19 protein-coding genes are annotated in these 19,342 nt (G+C 60.1%); 6 read left to right on the top strand and 13 right to left on the bottom strand.

All coding sequences use genetic code 11. The features are described 5' to 3' along the window. Positions 1–62 precede the first annotated feature (62 nt). The 3 genes from K5E40_RS12450 to K5E40_RS12440 all read right to left on the bottom strand — a co-directional run bounded on the left by K5E40_RS12450 (position 63) and on the right by K5E40_RS12440 (position 3,443). Positions 63–995: a sigma 54-interacting transcriptional regulator gene (locus K5E40_RS12450; protein ID WP_221730998.1), complete on the bottom strand. Its 933-nt coding sequence runs from the start codon at positions 993–995 to the stop codon at positions 63–65. Between the two features lie 56 nt (positions 996–1,051). Further along, a complete protein-coding gene (locus K5E40_RS12445; RefSeq protein ID WP_221730997.1) occupies positions 1,052–1,633 on the bottom strand; it encodes an alpha/beta hydrolase in 582 nt (193 codons plus the stop codon). Between the two features lie 739 nt (positions 1,634–2,372). After that, positions 2,373–3,443: a fatty acid desaturase gene (locus tag K5E40_RS12440; protein WP_221730996.1), complete on the bottom strand. Its 1,071-nt coding sequence runs from the start codon at positions 3,441–3,443 to the stop codon at positions 2,373–2,375. A 100-nt stretch (positions 3,444–3,543) separates the two neighbouring features. On the opposite strand from K5E40_RS12440, the gene K5E40_RS12435 reads away from it, so the two are divergent. Continuing rightward, positions 3,544–4,548 (top strand): AraC family transcriptional regulator, encoded by a 1,005-nt coding sequence (locus tag K5E40_RS12435; protein WP_221730995.1) that lies wholly within the window; start codon positions 3,544–3,546, stop codon positions 4,546–4,548. 126 nt (positions 4,549–4,674) lie between these two features. Here the strand turns inward: K5E40_RS12435 and K5E40_RS12430 are convergent, their stop codons facing one another. After that, positions 4,675–6,060, bottom strand: a complete 1,386-nt coding sequence (locus tag K5E40_RS12430) for a heavy metal sensor histidine kinase (protein WP_221730994.1) — start codon at positions 6,058–6,060, stop codon at positions 4,675–4,677. Further along, positions 6,050–6,730: a heavy metal response regulator transcription factor gene (locus K5E40_RS12425; protein ID WP_008080043.1), complete on the bottom strand. Its 681-nt coding sequence runs from the start codon at positions 6,728–6,730 to the stop codon at positions 6,050–6,052. The genes K5E40_RS12430 and K5E40_RS12425 overlap by 11 nt, the downstream gene beginning before the upstream one ends. A gap of 136 nt (positions 6,731–6,866) precedes the next feature. Here K5E40_RS12425 and K5E40_RS12420 point away from each other — a divergent pair, with 136 nt between their 5' ends. Continuing rightward, on the top strand, positions 6,867–7,352 hold the full coding sequence (locus K5E40_RS12420) for a heme-binding protein (protein WP_221730993.1): 486 nt from the start codon (positions 6,867–6,869) through the stop codon (positions 7,350–7,352). A gap of 11 nt (positions 7,353–7,363) precedes the next feature. Beyond that, on the top strand, positions 7,364–7,774 hold the full coding sequence (uraH, locus tag K5E40_RS12415) for a hydroxyisourate hydrolase (protein ID WP_221730992.1): 411 nt from the start codon (positions 7,364–7,366) through the stop codon (positions 7,772–7,774). 127 nt (positions 7,775–7,901) lie between these two features. On the opposite strand, the gene K5E40_RS12410 is transcribed toward uraH, so the two are convergent. After that, positions 7,902–8,579: a Crp/Fnr family transcriptional regulator gene (locus K5E40_RS12410; RefSeq protein WP_221730991.1), complete on the bottom strand. Its 678-nt coding sequence runs from the start codon at positions 8,577–8,579 to the stop codon at positions 7,902–7,904. 83 nt (positions 8,580–8,662) lie between these two features. Here K5E40_RS12410 and K5E40_RS12405 point away from each other — a divergent pair, with 83 nt between their 5' ends. Further along, positions 8,663–9,187 (top strand): DUF962 domain-containing protein, encoded by a 525-nt coding sequence (locus K5E40_RS12405; RefSeq protein ID WP_221730990.1) that lies wholly within the window; start codon positions 8,663–8,665, stop codon positions 9,185–9,187. A gap of 95 nt (positions 9,188–9,282) precedes the next feature. Here the strand turns inward: K5E40_RS12405 and K5E40_RS12400 are convergent, their stop codons facing one another. The 6 genes from K5E40_RS12400 to dibA form a co-directional block, all read right to left on the bottom strand. Next, positions 9,283–10,272 carry a sulfate/molybdate ABC transporter ATP-binding protein gene (locus K5E40_RS12400; RefSeq protein ID WP_221730989.1) on the bottom strand — a complete coding sequence of 330 codons (990 nt, stop codon included), beginning with the start codon at positions 10,270–10,272 and terminating at the stop codon, positions 9,283–9,285. A gap of 3 nt (positions 10,273–10,275) precedes the next feature. Continuing rightward, on the bottom strand, positions 10,276–11,148 hold the full coding sequence (cysW, locus tag K5E40_RS12395) for a sulfate ABC transporter permease subunit CysW (RefSeq protein ID WP_221730988.1): 873 nt from the start codon (positions 11,146–11,148) through the stop codon (positions 10,276–10,278). Between the two features lie 12 nt (positions 11,149–11,160). Continuing rightward, positions 11,161–11,979, bottom strand: coding sequence for a sulfate ABC transporter permease subunit CysT (gene cysT, locus K5E40_RS12390; RefSeq protein WP_221730987.1), 819 nt, complete (start codon positions 11,977–11,979; stop codon positions 11,161–11,163). A gap of 156 nt (positions 11,980–12,135) precedes the next feature. Further along, complete coding sequence (locus K5E40_RS12385; protein WP_221730986.1) at positions 12,136–13,149, bottom strand: sulfate ABC transporter substrate-binding protein; 1,014 nt, start codon at positions 13,147–13,149, stop codon at positions 12,136–12,138. A 75-nt stretch (positions 13,150–13,224) separates the two neighbouring features. Then, positions 13,225–13,407 carry a sulfur starvation response protein OscA gene (oscA, locus tag K5E40_RS12380; protein ID WP_041477433.1) on the bottom strand — a complete coding sequence of 61 codons (183 nt, stop codon included), beginning with the start codon at positions 13,405–13,407 and terminating at the stop codon, positions 13,225–13,227. Positions 13,408–13,625: 218 nt separating this feature from the next. Further along, the gene (dibA, locus tag K5E40_RS12375; RefSeq protein WP_221730985.1) at positions 13,626–15,545 is read right to left on the bottom strand and encodes a phosphodiesterase DibA; all 1,920 of its coding nucleotides are present in this window, start codon (positions 15,543–15,545) and stop codon (positions 13,626–13,628) included. Between the two features lie 146 nt (positions 15,546–15,691). On the opposite strand from dibA, the gene desA reads away from it, so the two are divergent. Both desA and K5E40_RS12365 read left to right on the top strand, forming a co-directional pair. Beyond that, positions 15,692–16,876: a delta-9 fatty acid desaturase DesA gene (gene desA / locus K5E40_RS12370; RefSeq protein ID WP_221730984.1), complete on the top strand. Its 1,185-nt coding sequence runs from the start codon at positions 15,692–15,694 to the stop codon at positions 16,874–16,876. Between the two features lie 144 nt (positions 16,877–17,020). After that, a complete protein-coding gene (locus tag K5E40_RS12365) occupies positions 17,021–18,010 on the top strand; it encodes a sensor domain-containing diguanylate cyclase (RefSeq protein WP_221730983.1) in 990 nt (329 codons plus the stop codon). 41 nt (positions 18,011–18,051) lie between these two features. Here the strand turns inward: K5E40_RS12365 and K5E40_RS12360 are convergent, their stop codons facing one another. Then, positions 18,052–19,263 (bottom strand): response regulator, encoded by a 1,212-nt coding sequence (locus tag K5E40_RS12360; RefSeq protein ID WP_221730982.1) that lies wholly within the window; start codon positions 19,261–19,263, stop codon positions 18,052–18,054. Positions 19,264–19,342: the final 79 nt, after the last annotated feature.

Genomic DNA, 19,342 nt, shown 5'->3' with positions numbered 1-19,342 from the left:
TTCCCGGACAATAACGTTTATTCAGCTTCATATTCCATTTTGTTCATACAGAGCAAAATGGCTCAAAGCCTCTCACTTAGGCTAATCAGCCACTCTTTCAATGCCTTGCGCTCGGCCACACTGCCGCCAATGTTGATTTGTGCCACCAGCCTTTCGATCTGAAGCTGCGGCCCAGACGCCTCGATCAGGTTCAGGTGCTGCGGCAAAATCTCGTCGCCGGTGCTCACCAGCAAGGCAAAGTGAATGACGTTTTCCAACTCACGGGTGTTGCCCGGCCAATTGTGTTGCTCAAGCACGTGCTGCGCCGCTTCGCTGATCAACGGCACCGGCAGACCCAGTCGCTGGCTGTAAATGCCAAGAAAATATTCAGCCAGCGGCAGAATGTCGCCAATGCGTTCGCGCAGCGCCGGCAATGCCAACTGCCCCTCGCTGAGGTAGTGATAGAGCCGCTCGTGGAATTTACCGGCGGCCACCGCTTGTGCCAGATCGATGCTGGTCGCGGCCACCAGGCGCACATCCACCGAGCCTGGCTGATGCGCACCGACGCGGGTGACTTCGTGGTTTTCCAGCGCGGCAAGCAATTTGATCTGGATCGGCAACGGCAAGTCGCCGATTTCATCGAGGTACAAGGTGCCGCCATTGGCCGAACCGAACCAGCCTGCGCGACTGCTGGCCGAACCGCTGTAACTGCCGGCAGCGTAGCCGAACAGTTCAGCATCGGCGTAGGTCGGGCTGATCGCGCCGCAATTGACCGACACGAACAAGCCGCTGCGATCACTGGCGCGGTGGATGTGCCGGGCAAGCAACTCCTTGCCCGTTCCGGTCTCACCGCGAATCAACACTGAAATTGAACGCGGGGCTAACTGCTCAAGCGCCTCACGCAATTGGCGCGAGCGCGGATCGACGAACACCAACGCCTTGGCGCGAATGCTCAGGGGGCTTTTTTCCGCATCGGGAAAGGTCAGCAATGGCTGACCGAACGTTTCAACACTCATGGCTGACTCCCGCCCACAACCGCCAGGAGACGGGGGCGTTGAAAGAAACAGAAAAATCAGGCGCGACGTCGAGCGTTTTGTTCCATGCGGGTTTGCAGGCGATAGAGATAGGCAAAGCCCTGCTCCCAACGCTGATGCCCGGACTTCACATTGATATGCCCGGCGCCAGCGAGAATCCCCGCCTCGGCGCCCCAGTTACGCGCCAGTTCCAGGGCTCGTGGCGTACTGACGGCAGCGTCGTTGTCGGAGCTGACGACCTGGCTTGGGAACGGCAGCAGATCGGTTGGAATCGGCGCGAAGTTACGCAGCGCCGGCGCGCAGGTCGCACGCTCGACATCGGCCGGGGCGACCAGCAACGCACCGCGCACCTGACGCAGGTATTGCAGCGGCGCAGTGGCTGCCCAGTGGGCAACGGTGATGCAGCCCAGGCTGTGCGCGATGAGGATGACGGGCGTGCTGTCGGCAGCAATCGCCTCGGCCAGTGCGCCAACCCAGTCCTCGCGGCGCGGAGTCAGCCAGTCGGCCTGTTCCACCCGTGCGCTGTTGGGCAGGCTGTTCTGCCAGTGGGTCTGCCAATGATCTTCTGGCGATCCTTGCCAGCCCGGCACAATCAGGTAGCGAATTGATTCGTTGTGCATGGGGGAGTTCTCCTGCGTGTCTGTTGCTGACCGAGTATAGGGAGGGATTTATATCCGCTAAGGAATAATAAGCTATTTATTAATACCTATATCGAATATCAAATAGAAAATGGGTCGGCGCGAGCACATAAAAAAGGGCCGCACCCTGCCAAGGAGACGGCCCCGGAAAATCAAAAATTCTTTTACCGCGCAGTGATCACCAACAATCGGGTGATCCGCGTCCCGTGCGGCTTCGCTGTCGCTCGAGTGAAGATGCCAGCCACGCCATGATCCCTCCCACTGTGTAAACGTTTCGCGCGAATTTGGTTTCGGTTTTATGAATCTTGAATTTGATTGGCCCCTTGACCGAGCCGTTTTGGACGATATCTACATTATTGATTGACGCACTCTCCCCGCCAGCACGGATCTGCGGGCCACACTCAGAGACGGTCTACACTCCAGTCAGCGTCATCGCCTTCATCGTTGAGCACGGTGATAAACCATGATGTTTGCACCTGCTTCGCAAAAAACCCGTACCGCAAACATACCACGCCTTGTACAGTACGAAATCGACTCTAAAACCAACCTTGGCGCGCGCCTTCGAAGCCAGAAAAGGCAAGTAAACACTGACATTCAGCCGCTTCAGGACAGTCTCAACCTTTCGCCCAGCAGTACGATTGAGTGTAATCCGCCCTCAAATCGGCCCGACTTCCAGGATCAGTCCCCTCTCCCTCTGGGAGAGGCTTAGCGACAGCAACTGTCAGGCCTCCACCGCCTCACCCGACACCACAACCTCATCCTTGCGAACAAACCGATTGGCCCGCCCGAACGTTCCGAAATCATTGAACCGCACGCCCATCTCACGCATCACTTTGTGCGCCACTGGCACGGTCATCTGACGAATGTAGAACGGCTCCTTCACCACAAAATGGTGAATCCCGTGACTGCTGCCGAAGTTGAAGCAGAACGCCTGCAACGGCCACAACCACCACGGGTTCAACACCTGACATTGCTGCAGCACATTGCCCGACTCGATATCACCGTAGTAATGCATGTTCGAACTGATGAAGTGCAGGCAAAACGTGCGCAATACATTCGGGCCGATGATCACCACGGCGGCGATATCAATCACCTGCATCACGGACAACGTGGTCGCCGACCATTCAATCGGCGACCCCATCAGGTAGGCGATGCCATTGGCCGCATGAAAGCCGAGAAACACATACCAGGCGCCCCAATGCACCAGCGCCAGCGGCGCATAGACCTTCAGCGTGCGTTTGAGGATGCTGAATTTATGCGCCCAGGTTTTCGCCCGCAGCAGGCGGATGAACGCCGACATCACGTTGTCGCCCACCATCAGCAACCGCGCAAACCCCCACGGCTCGCCGTTGGTGATCGCCCGTTCTTCCATGTCGGTTTCAGTGCCAGACACCTTGTGGTGATTGAGGTGCAGATGTCGGCGAATCCACGGGTTGATGGTGCTCGGCCGCGCCAGCCACACCAGGCCCATCATCAGGTTGTGCGGCACGCGTTGCTTGCGGAAATACATGCTGTGGATCAGGTCGTGCTCAAGCTCATGGGTGAGCGAGGCGAAAAACGCGTTGAGCAGCAGACACACCCACCAGGCCATGTGGCCGGTGATGTACAGCGCCGCTGAACCGATCATTGCAGCCAGTGCCAAGGCCAGAATGCCCGCCCCAAGTGCATCCTGATGCTTGAGAAGCGGGTAACGCTCACGCAGTTCGACGCCCTTGGCCAGCACCACTTGGCGAATATGCGCTGATCGCTGGGCAGCATTGTGTCGCTGGGGACTTGCAGAAGTACCGTCCATGCTTCCATCCTCTGGTCATTGATACTCGCATCCTGCCCTGCGCCGCTTGCGAACGTGGTAGCCGTGCACGCCAACCTGTTGACCGGAAGCGCCAATCAGCATGAAGGAACCGACCTCCCTCGCCAGTTGGACCCGTGCCTTGCGCAAGCAACTCGATGCGCTGGGGCTGGACAGCGCTGACCTGTGCCAACAGGCCGGGCTTGATCCACAGTTGATGGACGACCCTAACGCGCGCTACCCACTGTCCGGCACCACACGCCTGTGGGAGATCGCGGTGCAGGTCAGCGGTGACACGGCGATTGGTTTGCGGGTGTCGCGGTTCGTCAGCCCGACCACCTTCCACGCGCTCGGTTATGCGCTGGTCGCCAGTGGCAGTTTGCGCGAGGTATTCGAACGGATCGTGCGCTATCACCCGGTGGTCAGCGATGCACTGGAACTGGATCTGCGCCGCAGCGACGACCGCTATCTGTTCCGCCTGAAAGTACCGCCAGGCAATCCCGCGCCGGCCTTCGAAGCCATCGACGCGTTTGCCGCCATCTATGTGCGCACCTGCCGCAATCGCCTGGGGCGTGACTACGCACCGCTGGCGGTGTACTTGCGCCGCCCGGAGCCGGCCGACGCGCATCAATGGCACAAAGTCTTCCGCGCCCCCGTGCATTTCTCATCCGCCGAAGATCGCCTGGAGTTCGCCCTCGCCGACTTCGACAGCCACCTGGACGACGCCAACCCGGAACTGGCCGAACACAACGAAGCGGTACTCAAACGCACCATGGCCCAGCTTCAGCCGCTGACCTGGGAACGCAAGGTGCGCGACGCCATCGAGGAGCAACTGCCCGAAGGCGAACCTGGCGCCGAACGCATCGCCCAGGCCTTGCACCTGAGCTTGCGCAGCCTGCAACGGCATCTGGCGGATGAGGGTTGCCGCTTCGATACGCTGCTCAACGAGAGCCGCGAGAATCTTGCACTGCAGCATTTGCGTGATCCGCAGTGTTCATTGAGCGAGATCAGTTACCTGCTCGGCTTCGCCGACACCAGCAGCTTCAGCCGCGCGTTCAAACGCTGGACGGGGCTGACGCCGGGGCAGTTTCGGGATGGGTTGCGCTGAGCGATATTTTTATTGGATTCACTGGCCTCTTCGCGGGCAAGCCCGCTCCCACAGGGTCTTGAGTGTACAAAAAACTGTGCCACTCCTTGACCACGGTGGGAGCGGGATTGCCCGCGAAGGCGTCAGTCAGATCACCACAAAGCCCAGCTCAAACACCGTGCCCGTCGCATCACTACTGACCCGCACCTGCCCGCCATGCAATTGCATGATCGATTGCACAATCGCCAGCCCTAATCCGCCCGAATCACCCGGCTCGGCGCGGGCCGGGTCGACGCGGTAGAAGCGGTCGAACAGTTTGCCCAGATGCTCAGAGGCGATGGCCGGCCCCTGGTTGTGAACCTGTAACCAGCACCAGCCCGGCTCATCGCGACGGCGCAGGCTGATCGAGGTGCCGGGATCGGCATGCCGCACCGCATTGGCCAGCAGGTTGCCGAGGGCACGTTGCAGCAGTTGTTGATCGGCGTGCAGTTCGCCGTGCAATTGGTTTTCCAGCAGCAGGCTGCGGTCATCGGCCAAGGCTTCGAAGTATTCACACAGTTCGCTGCCGACGCCGTGCAGCTCCAGCGTACGCCGCTCGAGCGCTCGCTCGGCCTGTTCGGCCCGGGCGAGGAACATCAGGTTTTCGGCCATGCGTTTGAGCCGTTCGAACTCTTCCATATTCGAGGCCAGCACTTCCTGATACTCCGATGCGCTGCGCGAGTGATTCAACGCCTGACCGTTGCTCGCCAGCAATGTGTGCAGCGGTGTACGGATCTCGTGGGCAAGATCGGCGGAAAACTGCGACAAGCGCTGCACGCTGTCCTCCAGACGCGCCAGCATGCCGTTGAGCGCCTGTACCGGTTCGAGCAGTTCGGCGGGCGTACCGGCGGCGGGCAAACGTTGATCGAGGCTGCGCAGATCAATGCCGCGTAACGCTTCGCTCAATTGTCGTAACGGTTGCAGGCCCCGGCGCAGCAAGAGCAATCCCAAAGCGAAGGCCAGCACGGCACCGAGGCCGACCGCCAGATACAAACACAAGCGATAGCTGGCGAGCATCTGTTCGCGCTCACTCAGCACCTTACCGGCGATCACCGTGAGTGACTCGCCGTTGGGCCCTTGAGCTTCGCCGGACAACAGGGCCAGTTCGGCGCCGTCCGGTGCTTGCCAGGTCAGCACGTCGTGGCGTTGCGGGGTTTGCCCACGGGCGATTGCGTTGATCGGCGGCAAATCGCGCTGACGCGGGTTGATGGCGATCACATTCGAGCCATCGGCGCGGCGCACCAGCAAGAGGCTGTCGAGATTGCCGAGCATGTTCTGGTACAGGCGCGGCCGTGCCTGCAAAGCGTCGAGGCTGTCACTGTCGGCGAGCAAGGCGCGCACTTGCTCCAGGCGCCCGAGCAAGGCCAAGTCATCGCGGTAGGCGATTTGCGCGGCGAGCGAGCGGTAGAGGAACACGCCAATCGCGCTCAGCACCAAAGCGCAGACCAAGGCGAACGCCAGCGCCAGGCGCCAGGCGATCGACCTAGAGCGCATCGTCAGGTGCTTCCAGCTGATAGCCGACCCCGCGCACGGTGTGGATCAGCTTCGGCATATACGGATCATCGACTTTCGCACGCAGACGACGCACCGCGACTTCAACCATGTTGGTGTCGCTGTCGAAATTCAGGTTCCACACCTGCGAGGCGATGAGCGTGCGCGACAGCACTTCGCCCTGGCGACTGGCGAGCAGTTGCAGCAGGGCGAATTCCTTGTTGGTCAGGGCGATCCGCTGGCCGCCACGACTGACCCGTCGGCGCAGCACGTCGATCTCCAGATCGGCAATGCTGTACGACTCGGCTTCGCGCATCGGCCCGCGTCGCAGCAGCGTGCGCACCCGCGCGAGCAGTTCGGCGAAGGCGAAGGGTTTGAGCAAGTAATCGTCGGCGCCCAGTTCGAGGCCGCGCACGCGGTCTTCGATGGCGTCCTTGGCGGTGAGGAACAACACCGGCGTGGCACCGCGCTGACGGATCAGTTGCAGCAATTGCCAGCCATTGAGGCCCGGCAGCATCACGTCGAGGATGATCAGGTCGTATTCCTGCTGCTCGATGAAGTAGCGCCCATCGAGGCCATTGAGCGCCACGTCCACGGCAAAACCCGACTCGCCCAGCCCCTTGGCAAGGAAATTCGCGGTTTTGGCTTCATCTTCTACGACCAGCAAACGCATGGCACACCTCGATTGATCAGGCACACAGGCTAGGCGCCTTCGGCGGCGTTGCCCATTACAAACTTGTAATCAGACTGACGAGGTTCTGACGAAGACGGGCGGATAAGGTGGCGACCTTCGCTTTCGGAGCCTGTCCATGACCATCAAATACCTTGTAGCGAGCCTGGCCATCGGCCTCAGCGGCAGCGTTTTCGCTGCCCCAGAACTGCCGCGTCACGCCGACCTCGACCTGAAAACCGCACGCCTGCTGGCCGATACGGCGCAGAGCAATTGCACCGGCACGGTGTCGGTCCTCGACCGCGGCGGCAATGTGTTGGTGACGATGCGTGGCGACGGCGTCGGCCCACACAACACTGCTGCCAGCCAGCGCAAGGCCTACACGGCGCTGTCGACCAAAACCCCAACCCGGCTGTTCGCTGAACGCGCTCGCAGCAACCCGCAAACCGCCAATCTCAATACCCTCGACGAACTGCTGCTACTGGGCGGCGGCATTGCGCTGTTCGCCGGTGATGAGTTGGTCGGCGCCATGGGCGTGGCCGGTTCTGGCGGTGGCGAGCAAGACGAAACCTGTGCAATCCGCGCCGCCGACAAGGCCGGCCTGTCCATTACCCGCCCCCAATAAGGAGCTTCATCATGACCACTTTGCGCATGACGTTCGCCGCCCTCGGCCTCAGTGCGTTTTCCAGCCTGGCTTTGGCCGCTGGCAACCCATTGAGCGTCCACGTACTCAATCTGGAAAACGGCCTGCCCTCACCGGGTGTCAACGTGACGCTGGAAAAACACGTCGGCCAGAACTGGCAACCGTTGGCCGAAGGCACCACCAACGAACAGGGGCGCATCGCCGAACTGTTCCCGGCCAAGCAACCTTTTGAAGCGGGCGAGTACCGGGTGGTGTTCAAGACCGGTGAGTATTTCAAGCAGACCCAACACGAGACGTTCTTCCCGGAGATTCCGGTGATCTTTGAAGTGAAGCAGACTGACCAGCACTACCACATCCCGTTGCTGCTGAGCCCTTACGGCTTCTCGACCTATCGCGGCTCCTGAAATCAACACAGATCAAAAATGTGGCAGCGGGCTTGCTCGCGAAGGCGTCGGTTCAGTCGAAATCTCAGTTGAATGACCCACCGCTTTCGCGAGCAGGCTCGCTCCCACAGGGGGGCTCAGGTGTTCGTCAGATTGTGGCGAGGGCGCGTAATCGCACGGCGTCGAGAATTTCGATCTCGCCATACCCCAAGCCAATAATCCCCTGCCCCTGCAAGTCCTTGAGAATCTGATTGGTGGTCTGCCGCGACAGCGACAGCATTGATGCCAACTGCTCCTGCGGCAGTTGCAGCACGCGGCGTGGTGCATCAATCTCGCCGTAGCCCTCGGCGATCATCAGTAAACGATGCGCCAGTCGTGCCGGGGCCGGCAGCAGGCTCAGTTGTTCGAGATTGATAAAGGCCAAGCGTAGTTTGTGACTCATCAGCAACGCCAGATGCCGCCAGTACACAGGGTGTTCATCGAGCAGTTTCAGCAGCGTCGCCTGCGGAATATTCAGCAACGTACACGGCCCGACGGCATAGGCGTCATGGGTGCGCGGCTGGCCGTCGAACAAACAGATTTCGCCGAACCAGTGCGGCGCTTCCACCAGGCTCAGCAGCGCCTCCTTACCCTGTTCACTCACCGCGCCGATACGCACGGCGCCATCGAGCACCGCGTACAAACCGCACGGTGGATCGCCACGCTGGAACAAGCGTTGCCCCGCCGCTAGCCGCCGCTCCCGGGCCGCCGCCAGCAGACTATCCTGAAAAGACACAGGCAAATGACTGAACCATTGCCCGGTCAGCAGCCGTGAACGCATATCCATGAAAACTCCTGATTGTCGGCTGCCTGACAGAGCGAACGCTGAACCCCGGGGCATGATGCGATCACCCTACAGGAGGAACAACAATGAAAAGCCTCGTCGATCACCTGAGTCAATACGCCGCCTACCACCGTGACCCACGCAATATTGCCAGCCACTTTATCGGCATTCCGCTGATTGTGGTGGCGGTGGCGGTTTTGCTGTCGCGTCCGGAATGGTCGCTGGGCGGGTTGTGGATATCTCCAGCGGTTGTAGTGGCGCTGGCGTCGGCGTGGTTTTACCTGCGTCTGGAAGTGAAGCTTGGGGTGTTGATGACTGTACTGATGGGCTTATCCGTCTGGGCAGGGCACGCCTTGGCGCAGCAGAGCACCCTGATCTGGCTGAGCAGCGGTTTGGCGATGTTTGTGATCGGCTGGGTGATCCAGTTTGTCGGGCACCACTACGAAGGCCGCAAACCGGCGTTTGTCGATGACGTTTCGGGGCTGATTGTCGGGCCGCTGTTTGTGGTGGCTGAGTTGGCGTTCTTGCTCGGGATGCGCCAGGAATTGAAAGAGCAGATTGAGGCGCGGGCGGGGGTGGTGCGGGTCAACCCGAATCGTGCGGCGGTGTAGACCGCATTCGCGAGCAGGCTCGCTCCCACATTTGGAATGTATTTCCCTGTGGGAGCGAGCTTGCTCCGGGCGGCGATCCGACGAAGCTTTTACTTTTAGAGGTTGCCGATTTTCTGCCAGACCTTCGGCTTGAAGAACAGGGTTTCACCTTTGGCCAGCCCCGTCAGGCTGTCGTGATCCTTCACCACTTCGGCTTCGATCAGATCCGTCTGCCCCTCAACCTTCAGCGTCACCCGCGTGGTCGCACCCAACGGCCGGATATCGCGGACTTCGGCGGCGTGATGATCCTCCAACTCATGCCGCGACAGCGACACTTCATGCGGACGGAACAGCACGTGATTGTCATCGCCCAAGTGCAAACGGTTCGAATCACCCAAGAAGTGATAGACGAAATCGCTGGCCGGGTTTTCGTAAACGTCGCCTGGTGAGCCGATCTGCTCGATCACGCCTTTGTTCATCACCACGATGCGGTCGGCGACTTCCATCGCTTCTTCCTGGTCGTGGGTCACGAACACCGACGTCAGGTTGATGTCTTCGTGCAGACGCGCGAGCCAGCGACGCAACTCTTTACGCACTTTGGCGTCGAGGGCACCGAAGGGCTCATCCAGCAACAGCACTTTGGGCTCCACCGCCAGCGCACGGGCCAAAGCAATACGCTGACGCTGACCACCGGAGAGTTGCTCCGGGTAACGATCCGACAACCAATCCAGTTGCACCATGTTCAGCAATTCGTGAACTTTGGTCGCGATCTGGCTTTCGCTCGGGCGCTGGTTTTTCGGTTTCATGCGCAGGCCGAACGCGACGTTGTCGAACACCGTCATGTGGCGGAACAAGGCGTAATGCTGAAACACGAAACCGACGTTGCGATCCCGCACGTCGTGGCCGGAAACGTCTTCACCGTGAAAGACGATGTTGCCCTGATCCGGGGTTTCCAGACCGGCAATAATGCGCAGCAAGGTGGTTTTGCCACAGCCGGATGGGCCGAGCAGCGCCACCAGTTCACCGCTTTGAATGTCCAGGCTGATGTTGTCCAGCGCCTTGAACGCATTGAAATTCTTGCTGACGTTACGAACTTCGATCGACATGAATTATTCCTCCGCGGCGCTGGCGCGCAGGCGGTTGATACGGTTTTCGCTCCACTGCTTGGCCAGCAGGATGAAGAGCGCCAGGATCAGCAACAGGCTCGCCACAGCAAACGCGGCCACATGGTTGTATTCGTTGTAGAGGATCTCGACGTGCAGCGGCAAGGTGTTGGTCACCCCGCGAATGTGCCCGGAAACCACCGACACCGCACCGAACTCACCCATGGCCCGCGCCGTACACAACACCACGCCATAGATCAGGCCCCACTTGATGTTGGGCACCGTGACGTGCCAGAACATCTGCCAGCCATTGGCGCCGAGCAGACGCGCGGCTTCCTCTTCCTGCGTGCCTTGTTCCTGCATCAACGGAATCAGCTCACGGGCCACGAAGGGCACCGTGACGAAAATCGTCGCCAGCACGATGCCCGGCAACGCAAAGACGATCTGAATGTCGTGATCCTGCAGCCACGGCCCGAACAAGCCTTGAGCGCCGAACATCAGCACGTAGACCAGACCGGCAATGACCGGCGACACCGAGAACGGCAGGTCGATCAGCGTCACCAGTATGCTTTTTCCGCGGAACGAGTATTTGCTCACGCACCACGCCGCGCTGACGCCGAATACAAGGTTGAGCGGCACGCAAATCAGCACAGCGAACACGGTGAGCTTCAGTGCCGACAGCGCATCCGGTTCAAAGATCGCGGTAAAGAAAGCGCCGAGACCATTCTTCAAGCCTTGGGACACCACGATGAACAGCGGCAACAGCAGAAACAGAGTGAAAACCAACCAGCCGAGGCCGATCAGGATTCTGCGCGAAGTGGCACTGCCACGGCGCCCTGCGTTGGCCGAAGAGGCGGCGGCAATAGACGATTGGGACATGTTCGCGCCTCCTTATGGGGTTTCGATGCGCCGCTGCAGCAAGTTGATCAGCAGCAACAGGACAAAGGACACCACCAGCATCAAAACGCCGATGGCCGTGGCGCCGGTGTAATCGTATTGGTCGAGTTTGACCATGATCAGCAGCGGCAAAATCTCGGTTTTCATCGGCATGTTGCCGGCGATGAAAATCACCGAACCGTACTCGCCGACGCCACGGGCAAAAGCCAGGGCAAAACCGGTGAGCCAGGCGGGCAGCAGTGCCGGCACCAGAATGTAACGGAACACCTGCAACGGCTTCGCCCCCAGACACGCGGCGGCTTCTTCGACTTCACGGGGAATATCGGCCAGCACCGGTTGCACCGTGCGCACCACGAACGGCAGGGTCACGAAGGTCAGCGCCAGGGTGATGCCCAGCGGGGTGTAGGCGATCTTGAAACCCAGGTCTGTAGCGAACTGCCCGACCAGACCGGTCGGCGCGTACAGCGCGGTCAAGGCGATACCCGCCACCGCCGTCGGCAGGGCAAATGGCAGATCGATCATCGCGTCGATGACCTTGCGCCCCGGGAAGGTGTAGCGCACCAGCACCCAGGCCAGCAGCGTGCCGATGATGCCGTTGATGATCGCGGCACACAGCGCGGTACCGAAGCTCAGCTTCAGGGCGGCCAGCACCCGCGGCGCGGAGATGATCGTCCAGAACTGATCCCAGGTGAGTTGAGCGGCGTGGACGAACATCGCCGCCAGCGGGATAAGCACAATCAGGCTGAGGTACACCAAGGTGTAACCCAGCGTCAGCCCGAAGCCGGGTATGACGGGGGAGATACGACGCGACATAAAAGTCCTTGGTTAAAAACGCATCAATGTGAGAGCGAGCCTGCTCGCGAAGAGGCCATTTCAGTCAACATTTAGGTCGTCTGACACACCGCCTTCGCGAGCAAGCTCGCTCCCACATGGTTTCGTGCCTGGGCATCAGGCTTATTGTGGGTCAGATTACTGCGCCTGATAAATCTGGTCGAACACGCCACCGTCGTTGAAGAATTTCGGCTGTGCGGTTTTCCAGCCGCCGAAGTCCTTGTCGATGGTCACCAGTTCCAGTGTCGGGAACTGCTTGGCATATTTGGCGGCGACATCCTTGTCACGCGGACGGTAGAAGTTCTTCGCGGCGATTTCCTGGCCGGCCGGGCTGTACAGGTGTTTGAGATAGGCTTCGGCGATCTGCGCATTGCCCTTCTTCTCGGCGTTCTTGTCGACTACGGCCACGGGCGGTTCGGCGAGGATCGAGAGTGAAGGCACGACGATGTCGAACTTGTCCGCGCCGCCCTCTTCTTTCAGCGCCAGGAACGCTTCGTTTTCCCAGGCCAGCAACACATCACCCTGACCATTGTTGACGAAGGTAATGGTCGAGCCGCGAGCGCCGGTATCGAGAATCGGCACATGCTTGAACAGGGTCTGTACGTACTCCTTGGCTTTGGCTTCATCACCGCCGTTGGCTTTCAGGCCGTAGGCCCAGGCGGCGAGGAAGTTCCAGCGCGCACCGCCGGAGGTTTTCGGGTTCGGAGTGATCACCGAGACATCACTCTTGACCAGGTCGTCCCAGTCCTTGATGCCTTTGGGGTTGCCCTTGCGCACCAGGAACACGATGGTCGAGGTGTACGGCGTGCTCGCTTCCGGCAGACGCTTCTGCCAGTCGGCCGGCAGGGTTTTGCCGAGTTTGGCGATTTCGTCGATGTCACCGGCCAGGGCCAGGGTCACGACATCGGCACGCAGACCGTCGATCACCCCACGGGCCTGCTTGCCCGAGCCGCCGTGGGATTGCTGGATTTTCACCGTGTCGCCGGCATGATCCTGCTGCCAGAACTGGATGAATTCGGCGTTGTAGTCCTGATACAGCTCACGCGTCGGGTCATACGACACATTGAGCAGTTCGTAATCCTTGGCAACCGCGGAACCGGCAAACACAGCACTGGCCACGGCGGCCAACGCGTAACGACGAATCGACGACATGGTGAAAGCTCCTGGAATTCTGGGTGATGGCTTTTTCTTATGAATATCTGCAATCGAGTTGCCGGTCGGGATCTTTTAGCCCGGCTGCTTGCCCGGCTGCTGCAAGCGGAATTTCTCTTTGCGTTCGATCTGGACCACTTGAGCGTTGTGCACAGTGATCTCCACTGCGCCAAATCGCAGATCGCGCAGAGCACTCTGGATCTCACGCAAAATGGTGGCTTCGTCCTGACCGTCAACGCTACGCAGGGATGCGCTCATGGTGCTGCTCCTTTGAAGGGGATTGGCCTGGCAGCGGGGGGCACTGCGTTGGCGTGGGAGCAATATAAGAGAGGCATTGTTATTCTTAAAAATACTATTTAAGAATTTTTATATAACCAAAAAGAATTATGTATGCAGACAAGAGGTTGCACGCCGATCCCAGCCTTCGGCAGCTCACAGGGCCTGCGGAACTGCCGAAGGCTGCGATCTGTTGATCTTCAACCGATCAATGGCGCTCGCGACCAATCGATCTCCGGCGCCGGTACCGGCCGTCCAAACCAGTAACCCTGCCCCAGATTGCACTCCTGCTCCAACAGAAACGCCGCCTGCTCAACCTGTTCGATGCCCTCGGCGTGCACCTGCATGCCCATGCTGCGGGCCAGCGCGATGATCACCCGGACAATCGCCACATCATGTTCGTCCCACGGCAATCCGGCGACGAACCCCTGATCGATCTTGAGTTTCTGCACCGGCAAGCGCTTGAGCCGCAACAGCGATGAATAGCCGGTGCCGAAATCATCAATGGCCAAGCGAATGCCCAATTCACGCAAGCGATGCATCTGCTCCAGCGCCACTTCCGGGTCGTCCATCACCGCACTTTCGGTGACCTCCAGTTCCAGATAGGCCGGGTCCAGACCGGTGTCATGCAGCACCTGCGCCACCTGCTGATACAACTCGCGTCGAGCAAACAGCCGCGACGAGACGTTCACTGCAACAAACGCCAGCAGCACCCCGGCTTTCAGCCATTGGCACATCTGCCGGCAAGCCTGCTGCATGACCCACGCGTCGATCTCGGCGATCAACCCGGTGCGCTCGGCAATCGGGATGAATTCGGCCGGCGACACCAGGCCGCGCTGCGGATGCTGCCAACGCACCAAGGCTTCAACGCCGATCAGGCGACTGGTTTTCAGGTCATGCACCGGTTGGTAGTAGACCCGCAGCTCCTGCTGCTCCAGCGCTCGGCGCAATTCGAAAGCGATTTCGACCCGTCGCTGGGCGTGGGCCGTCAGTTCTTCGGTGTACAAGGCGTAACCGTTGCGCCCGTTGCTCTTGGCCTTGAACAGCGCGGCGTCGGCATTGCGCAGCAACTGTTCGGCGCTCAGCGCATCGCTGGGAAACAGGCTGATGCCGACACTGGCATTGATGAACAACTCATGACCGTCGATGCAAAACGGCTCTTTGAGCGCGTCGAGAATGCGCTGGGCCAACGCCGCTGCCTGCACCAGTTGTGGACAACATTCGGCCAGCACCGCGAACTCATCGCCTCCGAGTCGCGCCAGGGTGATGCCGGGACCGAACAAGTCCTGCAACCGTGCAGCCACGGCCTTGAGCAGTCGATCACCGACGTTGTGACCGAGGCTGTCGTTGATCATCTTGAAGTGATCCAGATCGAGCATCAGCAGCGCGCAGCCGCGTTTTTGGATCTGCGCCGAGGCCAGCGCCTGTTCGGCGCGGTCGCTGAACAGCAGGCGATTGGGCAGATCGGTCAGCGGGTCGTGGTGAGCGAGGTGCTTGAGTTCATGCTCGGAGTGCTTGATCGCACTGATGTCGGAGAACACCGCCACATAGTGGCTGAGCCGCCCCTGATCATCGTGTATGACGCGGATGGTTTGCCACTGCGGATAGATTTCGCCGCTTTTACGGCGGTTCCAGATCTCACCGCTCCACTCCCCCTCCGACGCCAGCGTGGCGAACATCGCCTGATAGAAACCTGGCGGATGATGGCCAGACTTGAACAGGCTTGGCTGCTGACCCAGAACTTCTTCGCCTTGGTAGCCGGTAATCTCGATGAACGCACGATTGACGTGCACGATCAGCCCGCGATGGTTGGTGACCAACACGCCTTCACGCGTGCAATCGAACACAGCCGCCGCCTGCCGAAGGCGTTCGCGATCAGCATGGCGCTCGCGCAAACGCGCGCCAATCCCCAGAAACGCGCACAAACGCGCCCGCGCCAGAAAGATCAGCCCGGCGCTGACCACCGCCAATACATAACCGTTGATCAGTTGCCAACGGGCAAGATCGACGGCGTTAGCGAAGAAATTGTTTAATAAATAACCAGCACCCTGCAGCCAGACGACTGCAACTACAAGATAGAGCAGCGCTGCACGCAAGGCATCGCGATAAGTGGCAGACATTCGGCCGTCCATGTCCCTACAAAAAGGTTGGGATTATAGGTCAAGAAACATCCAGCGACTCTTATCTGAAAGGGTGACTGGTTTTATCTGTGTGCTTGGTGATAATGCAACGGCTGTTTTTATCTTTATCGAGGGCCCTATAGCCTATGTGGTACGAAGGTTTTCTTGGTTTGTCGGCCTGGTCACTGGTCGCCGTCACCCTGCTCATGACCCATGTGACAATTGTCGCCGTCACGGTCTATCTGCACCGTTACTCCGCCCATCGCTCGCTGGAGCTGAATGCCGGGCTCAAACACTTTTTCCGCTTCTGGCTGTGGCTGACCACGGCGCAGAACACCCGCGAATGGACCGCCATTCACCGTAAACACCACGCCAAGTGCGAAACCGAAGATGACCCGCACAGCCCGGTCATCAAAGGTCTGTCCACTGTGCTGCGCACCGGCGCCGAGCTGTATCGCGCCGAAGCGCAAAACCCTGAGACCCTGCGCATTTACGGCAAAAACTGCCCCGAAGACTGGATCGAGCGCAACGTCTACAGCCGCTATCCGCTGCTGGGCGTGGCCATCATGGGCGTCATCGACCTGCTGCTGTTCGGCACCATCGGCATCACCATCTGGGCGATCCAGATGATGTGGATCCCGGTGTGGGCTGCCGGCGTGATCAACGGCCTGGGCCATGCCGTCGGCTACCGCAACTTCGAATGCCGCGACGCGGCGACCAATCTGGTGCCGTGGGGCATCCTGATCGGCGGCGAAGAACTGCATAACAACCATCACACCTACCCCAACTCGGCCAAGCTGTCGGTGAAGAAGTGGGAGTTCGACCTCGGCTGGGCCTGGATCAAAGTCTTCAGCTTCCTGCGTCTGGCCAAGGTGCAACGTGTCGCGCCGATTGCTCACCGTGTCGAAGGCAAGGGCAACCTGGACATGGACACCGCCATGGCGATCCTCAACAACCGCTTCCAGATCATGGCCCAGTACCGCAAGCTGGTCATCGGCCCGCTGGTCAAGCAAGAGCTGGCCAAGGTCGATCATTCGGTGCGTCACCAGTTCCACCGCGCCAAGCGTCTGCTCTCGCGGGAAACCAGCCTGCTGGAAGATCGCCATCATGTGCGCATCCAGACCATGCTCGAACACAGCCAGGCACTGAAGGTAATTTACGAAAAACGTCTGGCCTTGCAGCAGATCTGGGTCAAGACCAGTGCAAATGGCCACGACATGCTCGCCGCCATCAAGGAATGGATTCACGAGGCCGAGGCCAGTGGCATACATTCCCTGCGCGAATTCGCCGACCAGTTGAAAACCTACTCGCTGCGCCCTGCAGCGGTCTGAGACCGTTGATCGGTGCGTCCGGACTCCCGGGCGCACCCATCGGAACTTAGCACGCAATCCCCTATCTCAAAGACACTTCGCCACCCCGGCGGGCCGTACTGTGGTCGTTGTCGAATTCCGGCACGCCCTTTGAGATCTGTGCCGATGGTCAACAACAACCAAAAAGACTCATCCCTCCCGCAATGGCCCGAGGCCGCGCAAACCCTCATGGCGTTGATGCACGCCCAAGGCGAAGTCGCCCGCCTGAGCGAGCGCGAGCAACTGTTCAGCGCCCTGCTGGTCAGCGTCAATGCCGTGCTGTGGGCCTTCGACTGGGAAACCCGGCAGGTGCTGTACGTCAGCCCCGCCTATGAACGAATTTTCGGCCGCTCCGCCGGCCTCCTGCTCGCCGACTACAACCAGTGGCGCGACAGCATCTACCCCGATGATCTGGACTACGCCGAACGCAGCCTCGCCGACGTCCTGCACAAAGGCGCCGTGGAAGATCGCGAATACCGGATCATTGCCGCCGACGGCCAAGTTCGCTGGATCAGCGATAAATGCTTCATCAATCGTCAGGACGAACCCGGACAACCGGTGGTGATTGTCGGTATCGCCGAGGACATCACCGATAAAAAGCAGATGGAAACCGAGCTGCAACGCTTGGCCACTACCGACGTGCTGACCCAAAGCAGCAATCGGCGCCACTTCTTCGAATGCGCCAATCGCGAATTCGAAGAGGCGCGCCTGCAAGGTTCGCCACTGGCATTCCTGCTGCTGGATATCGATGACTTCAAAGTGATCAACGACAGCTACGGCCATCCCGAGGGTGACAATGTGCTGCAACGGATCGCCGAGTGCGGTCGCGGATCGCTGCGACGAGGGGATCTGTTCGGGCGCATTGGTGGGGAAGAGTTTGCCGCCGTGTTCCCTGGCTGCGCGCCAGACATGGCAATGCAAGTGGCCGAGCGGCTGCAACGAGAGATTCAACGCTTGAATTTCAACCACAACGGCCAGACGTTCGGCATTACGGTGAGCCAGGGCCTGACCAGCCTCAACGAAGGCGATGACAGCCTCGACAGCCTGTTCGCCCGTGCGGATGCAGCGATGTACGAAGCCAAACGCCAGGGCAAAAACCGGATTATCTCTGCCTGACAACACAAAACAAAACAACTGTGGGTTTGTGAAAACTCCAGTTATTTGCGCATCCGCATCAATTCCGGCAGCCCGATCTTGAGCAACCGCGCCGTGCGGCTCTTCGCCAGTTCCTCAACACCTTCATGCTCCGTCAGGCGAGCCATCTGCGCCGCCATGTTCATCACCAGCGCCTCGCGGGAATACACCCCGCCGCCGAGCTGGTAGACAGAAGCAATCAGCTCACGCAACTCCAGCGGCAAACGCCAGCGTGTACGCAGCGCCGAACCATACGCCGCGCCAAACTCGGCCAGCGCGTCGCCGACTTCCTCACACTCATCCAGCTCCCCGCCAGCCTGCTTCCACTCCTGCAAACAGCGCAGCAACGCCAGATCGCCCAAACGATGCAACATGCCGGCGCAATAGCAGCGCTCCTGATCCAGATCGAGCAAGCGCGCCAGGGTGCGAGCGTACTCCGCAGTGTGCAGCGACAACCCCCAGTAACGCTCGGCATAGTCCGCCAGACACGGATCGCTGAGCCTGGCGCTGCGCTTGAGCGCCAACCCCAGAATCAGGTTCATGCTTTGCCCAGTGCCCAGCCGATGCAGCGCCTGCGCCAACGTCTGCACCGGTGCACCGTGGTGCTGCGCCGCGCTGTTGGCTGCGGCGATCAGTACGGCGGTGATCTGTGGGTCGATGCGGATTTCCTCTTCCAGCAGCTTCAGGTCCAGCCCATTGGGATTGAGGCTGCGTTTGACCGCCACCTGCACATCGGTCATCAGCGGGGCGCCGTCAGTCTGCTCGCGGCGCCGCTCAAGGAACACCGACAAGGTCATGCCCGGCGCGAGTGCCGGCACTTCGCAGAACACTTCCTCACCGGCATTGAGCAACAAACCTTGCAGACGCTCCGTCAGGCTTTCCATGTTCAGGGGTTTGGTCAGGTACGCCGTCGGCGCCAGCGGAAGGGCTTCGCGCACGCTCGCGCTGTCGTTGCGGCTGCTCATCAGAATGAACGGCAGCGGCGGATTGCGTTTGCGCTGGCGCACGCTGCGCAACACGCTCAAGCCATCGACACCGGGCAGCTCCCAATCGACGATGGCCAGGTCATAGGGCACTTCGCTGAGCAGCGAGAGGGCTTGCTGGCCGTCGGCACACAGATCCAGCCGCGCATCGCAGCGCACGTTCAACAGCACTTGTTTGAGCAGGTCACGAGACCACGGGTCGGCCTCGGCAATCAGCACTCGGGGTACGGCGGGTAAATCAACGGCAGTCATGCGCGCTCTCCCTTGCAATGCCTGAACCTTAGCCAATACGGGCTGTTCGATACAGCGCTAAACCTGATGATGTGATTCC

This window comes from Pseudomonas baetica (genome assembly GCF_019733355.1).
Lineage (GTDB): Bacteria > Pseudomonadota > Gammaproteobacteria > Pseudomonadales > Pseudomonadaceae > Aquipseudomonas > Aquipseudomonas baetica_A.
The sequence above is the reverse complement of the archived record's forward strand: the minus strand, read 5'-3'. Positions and strand labels throughout refer to the sequence as shown.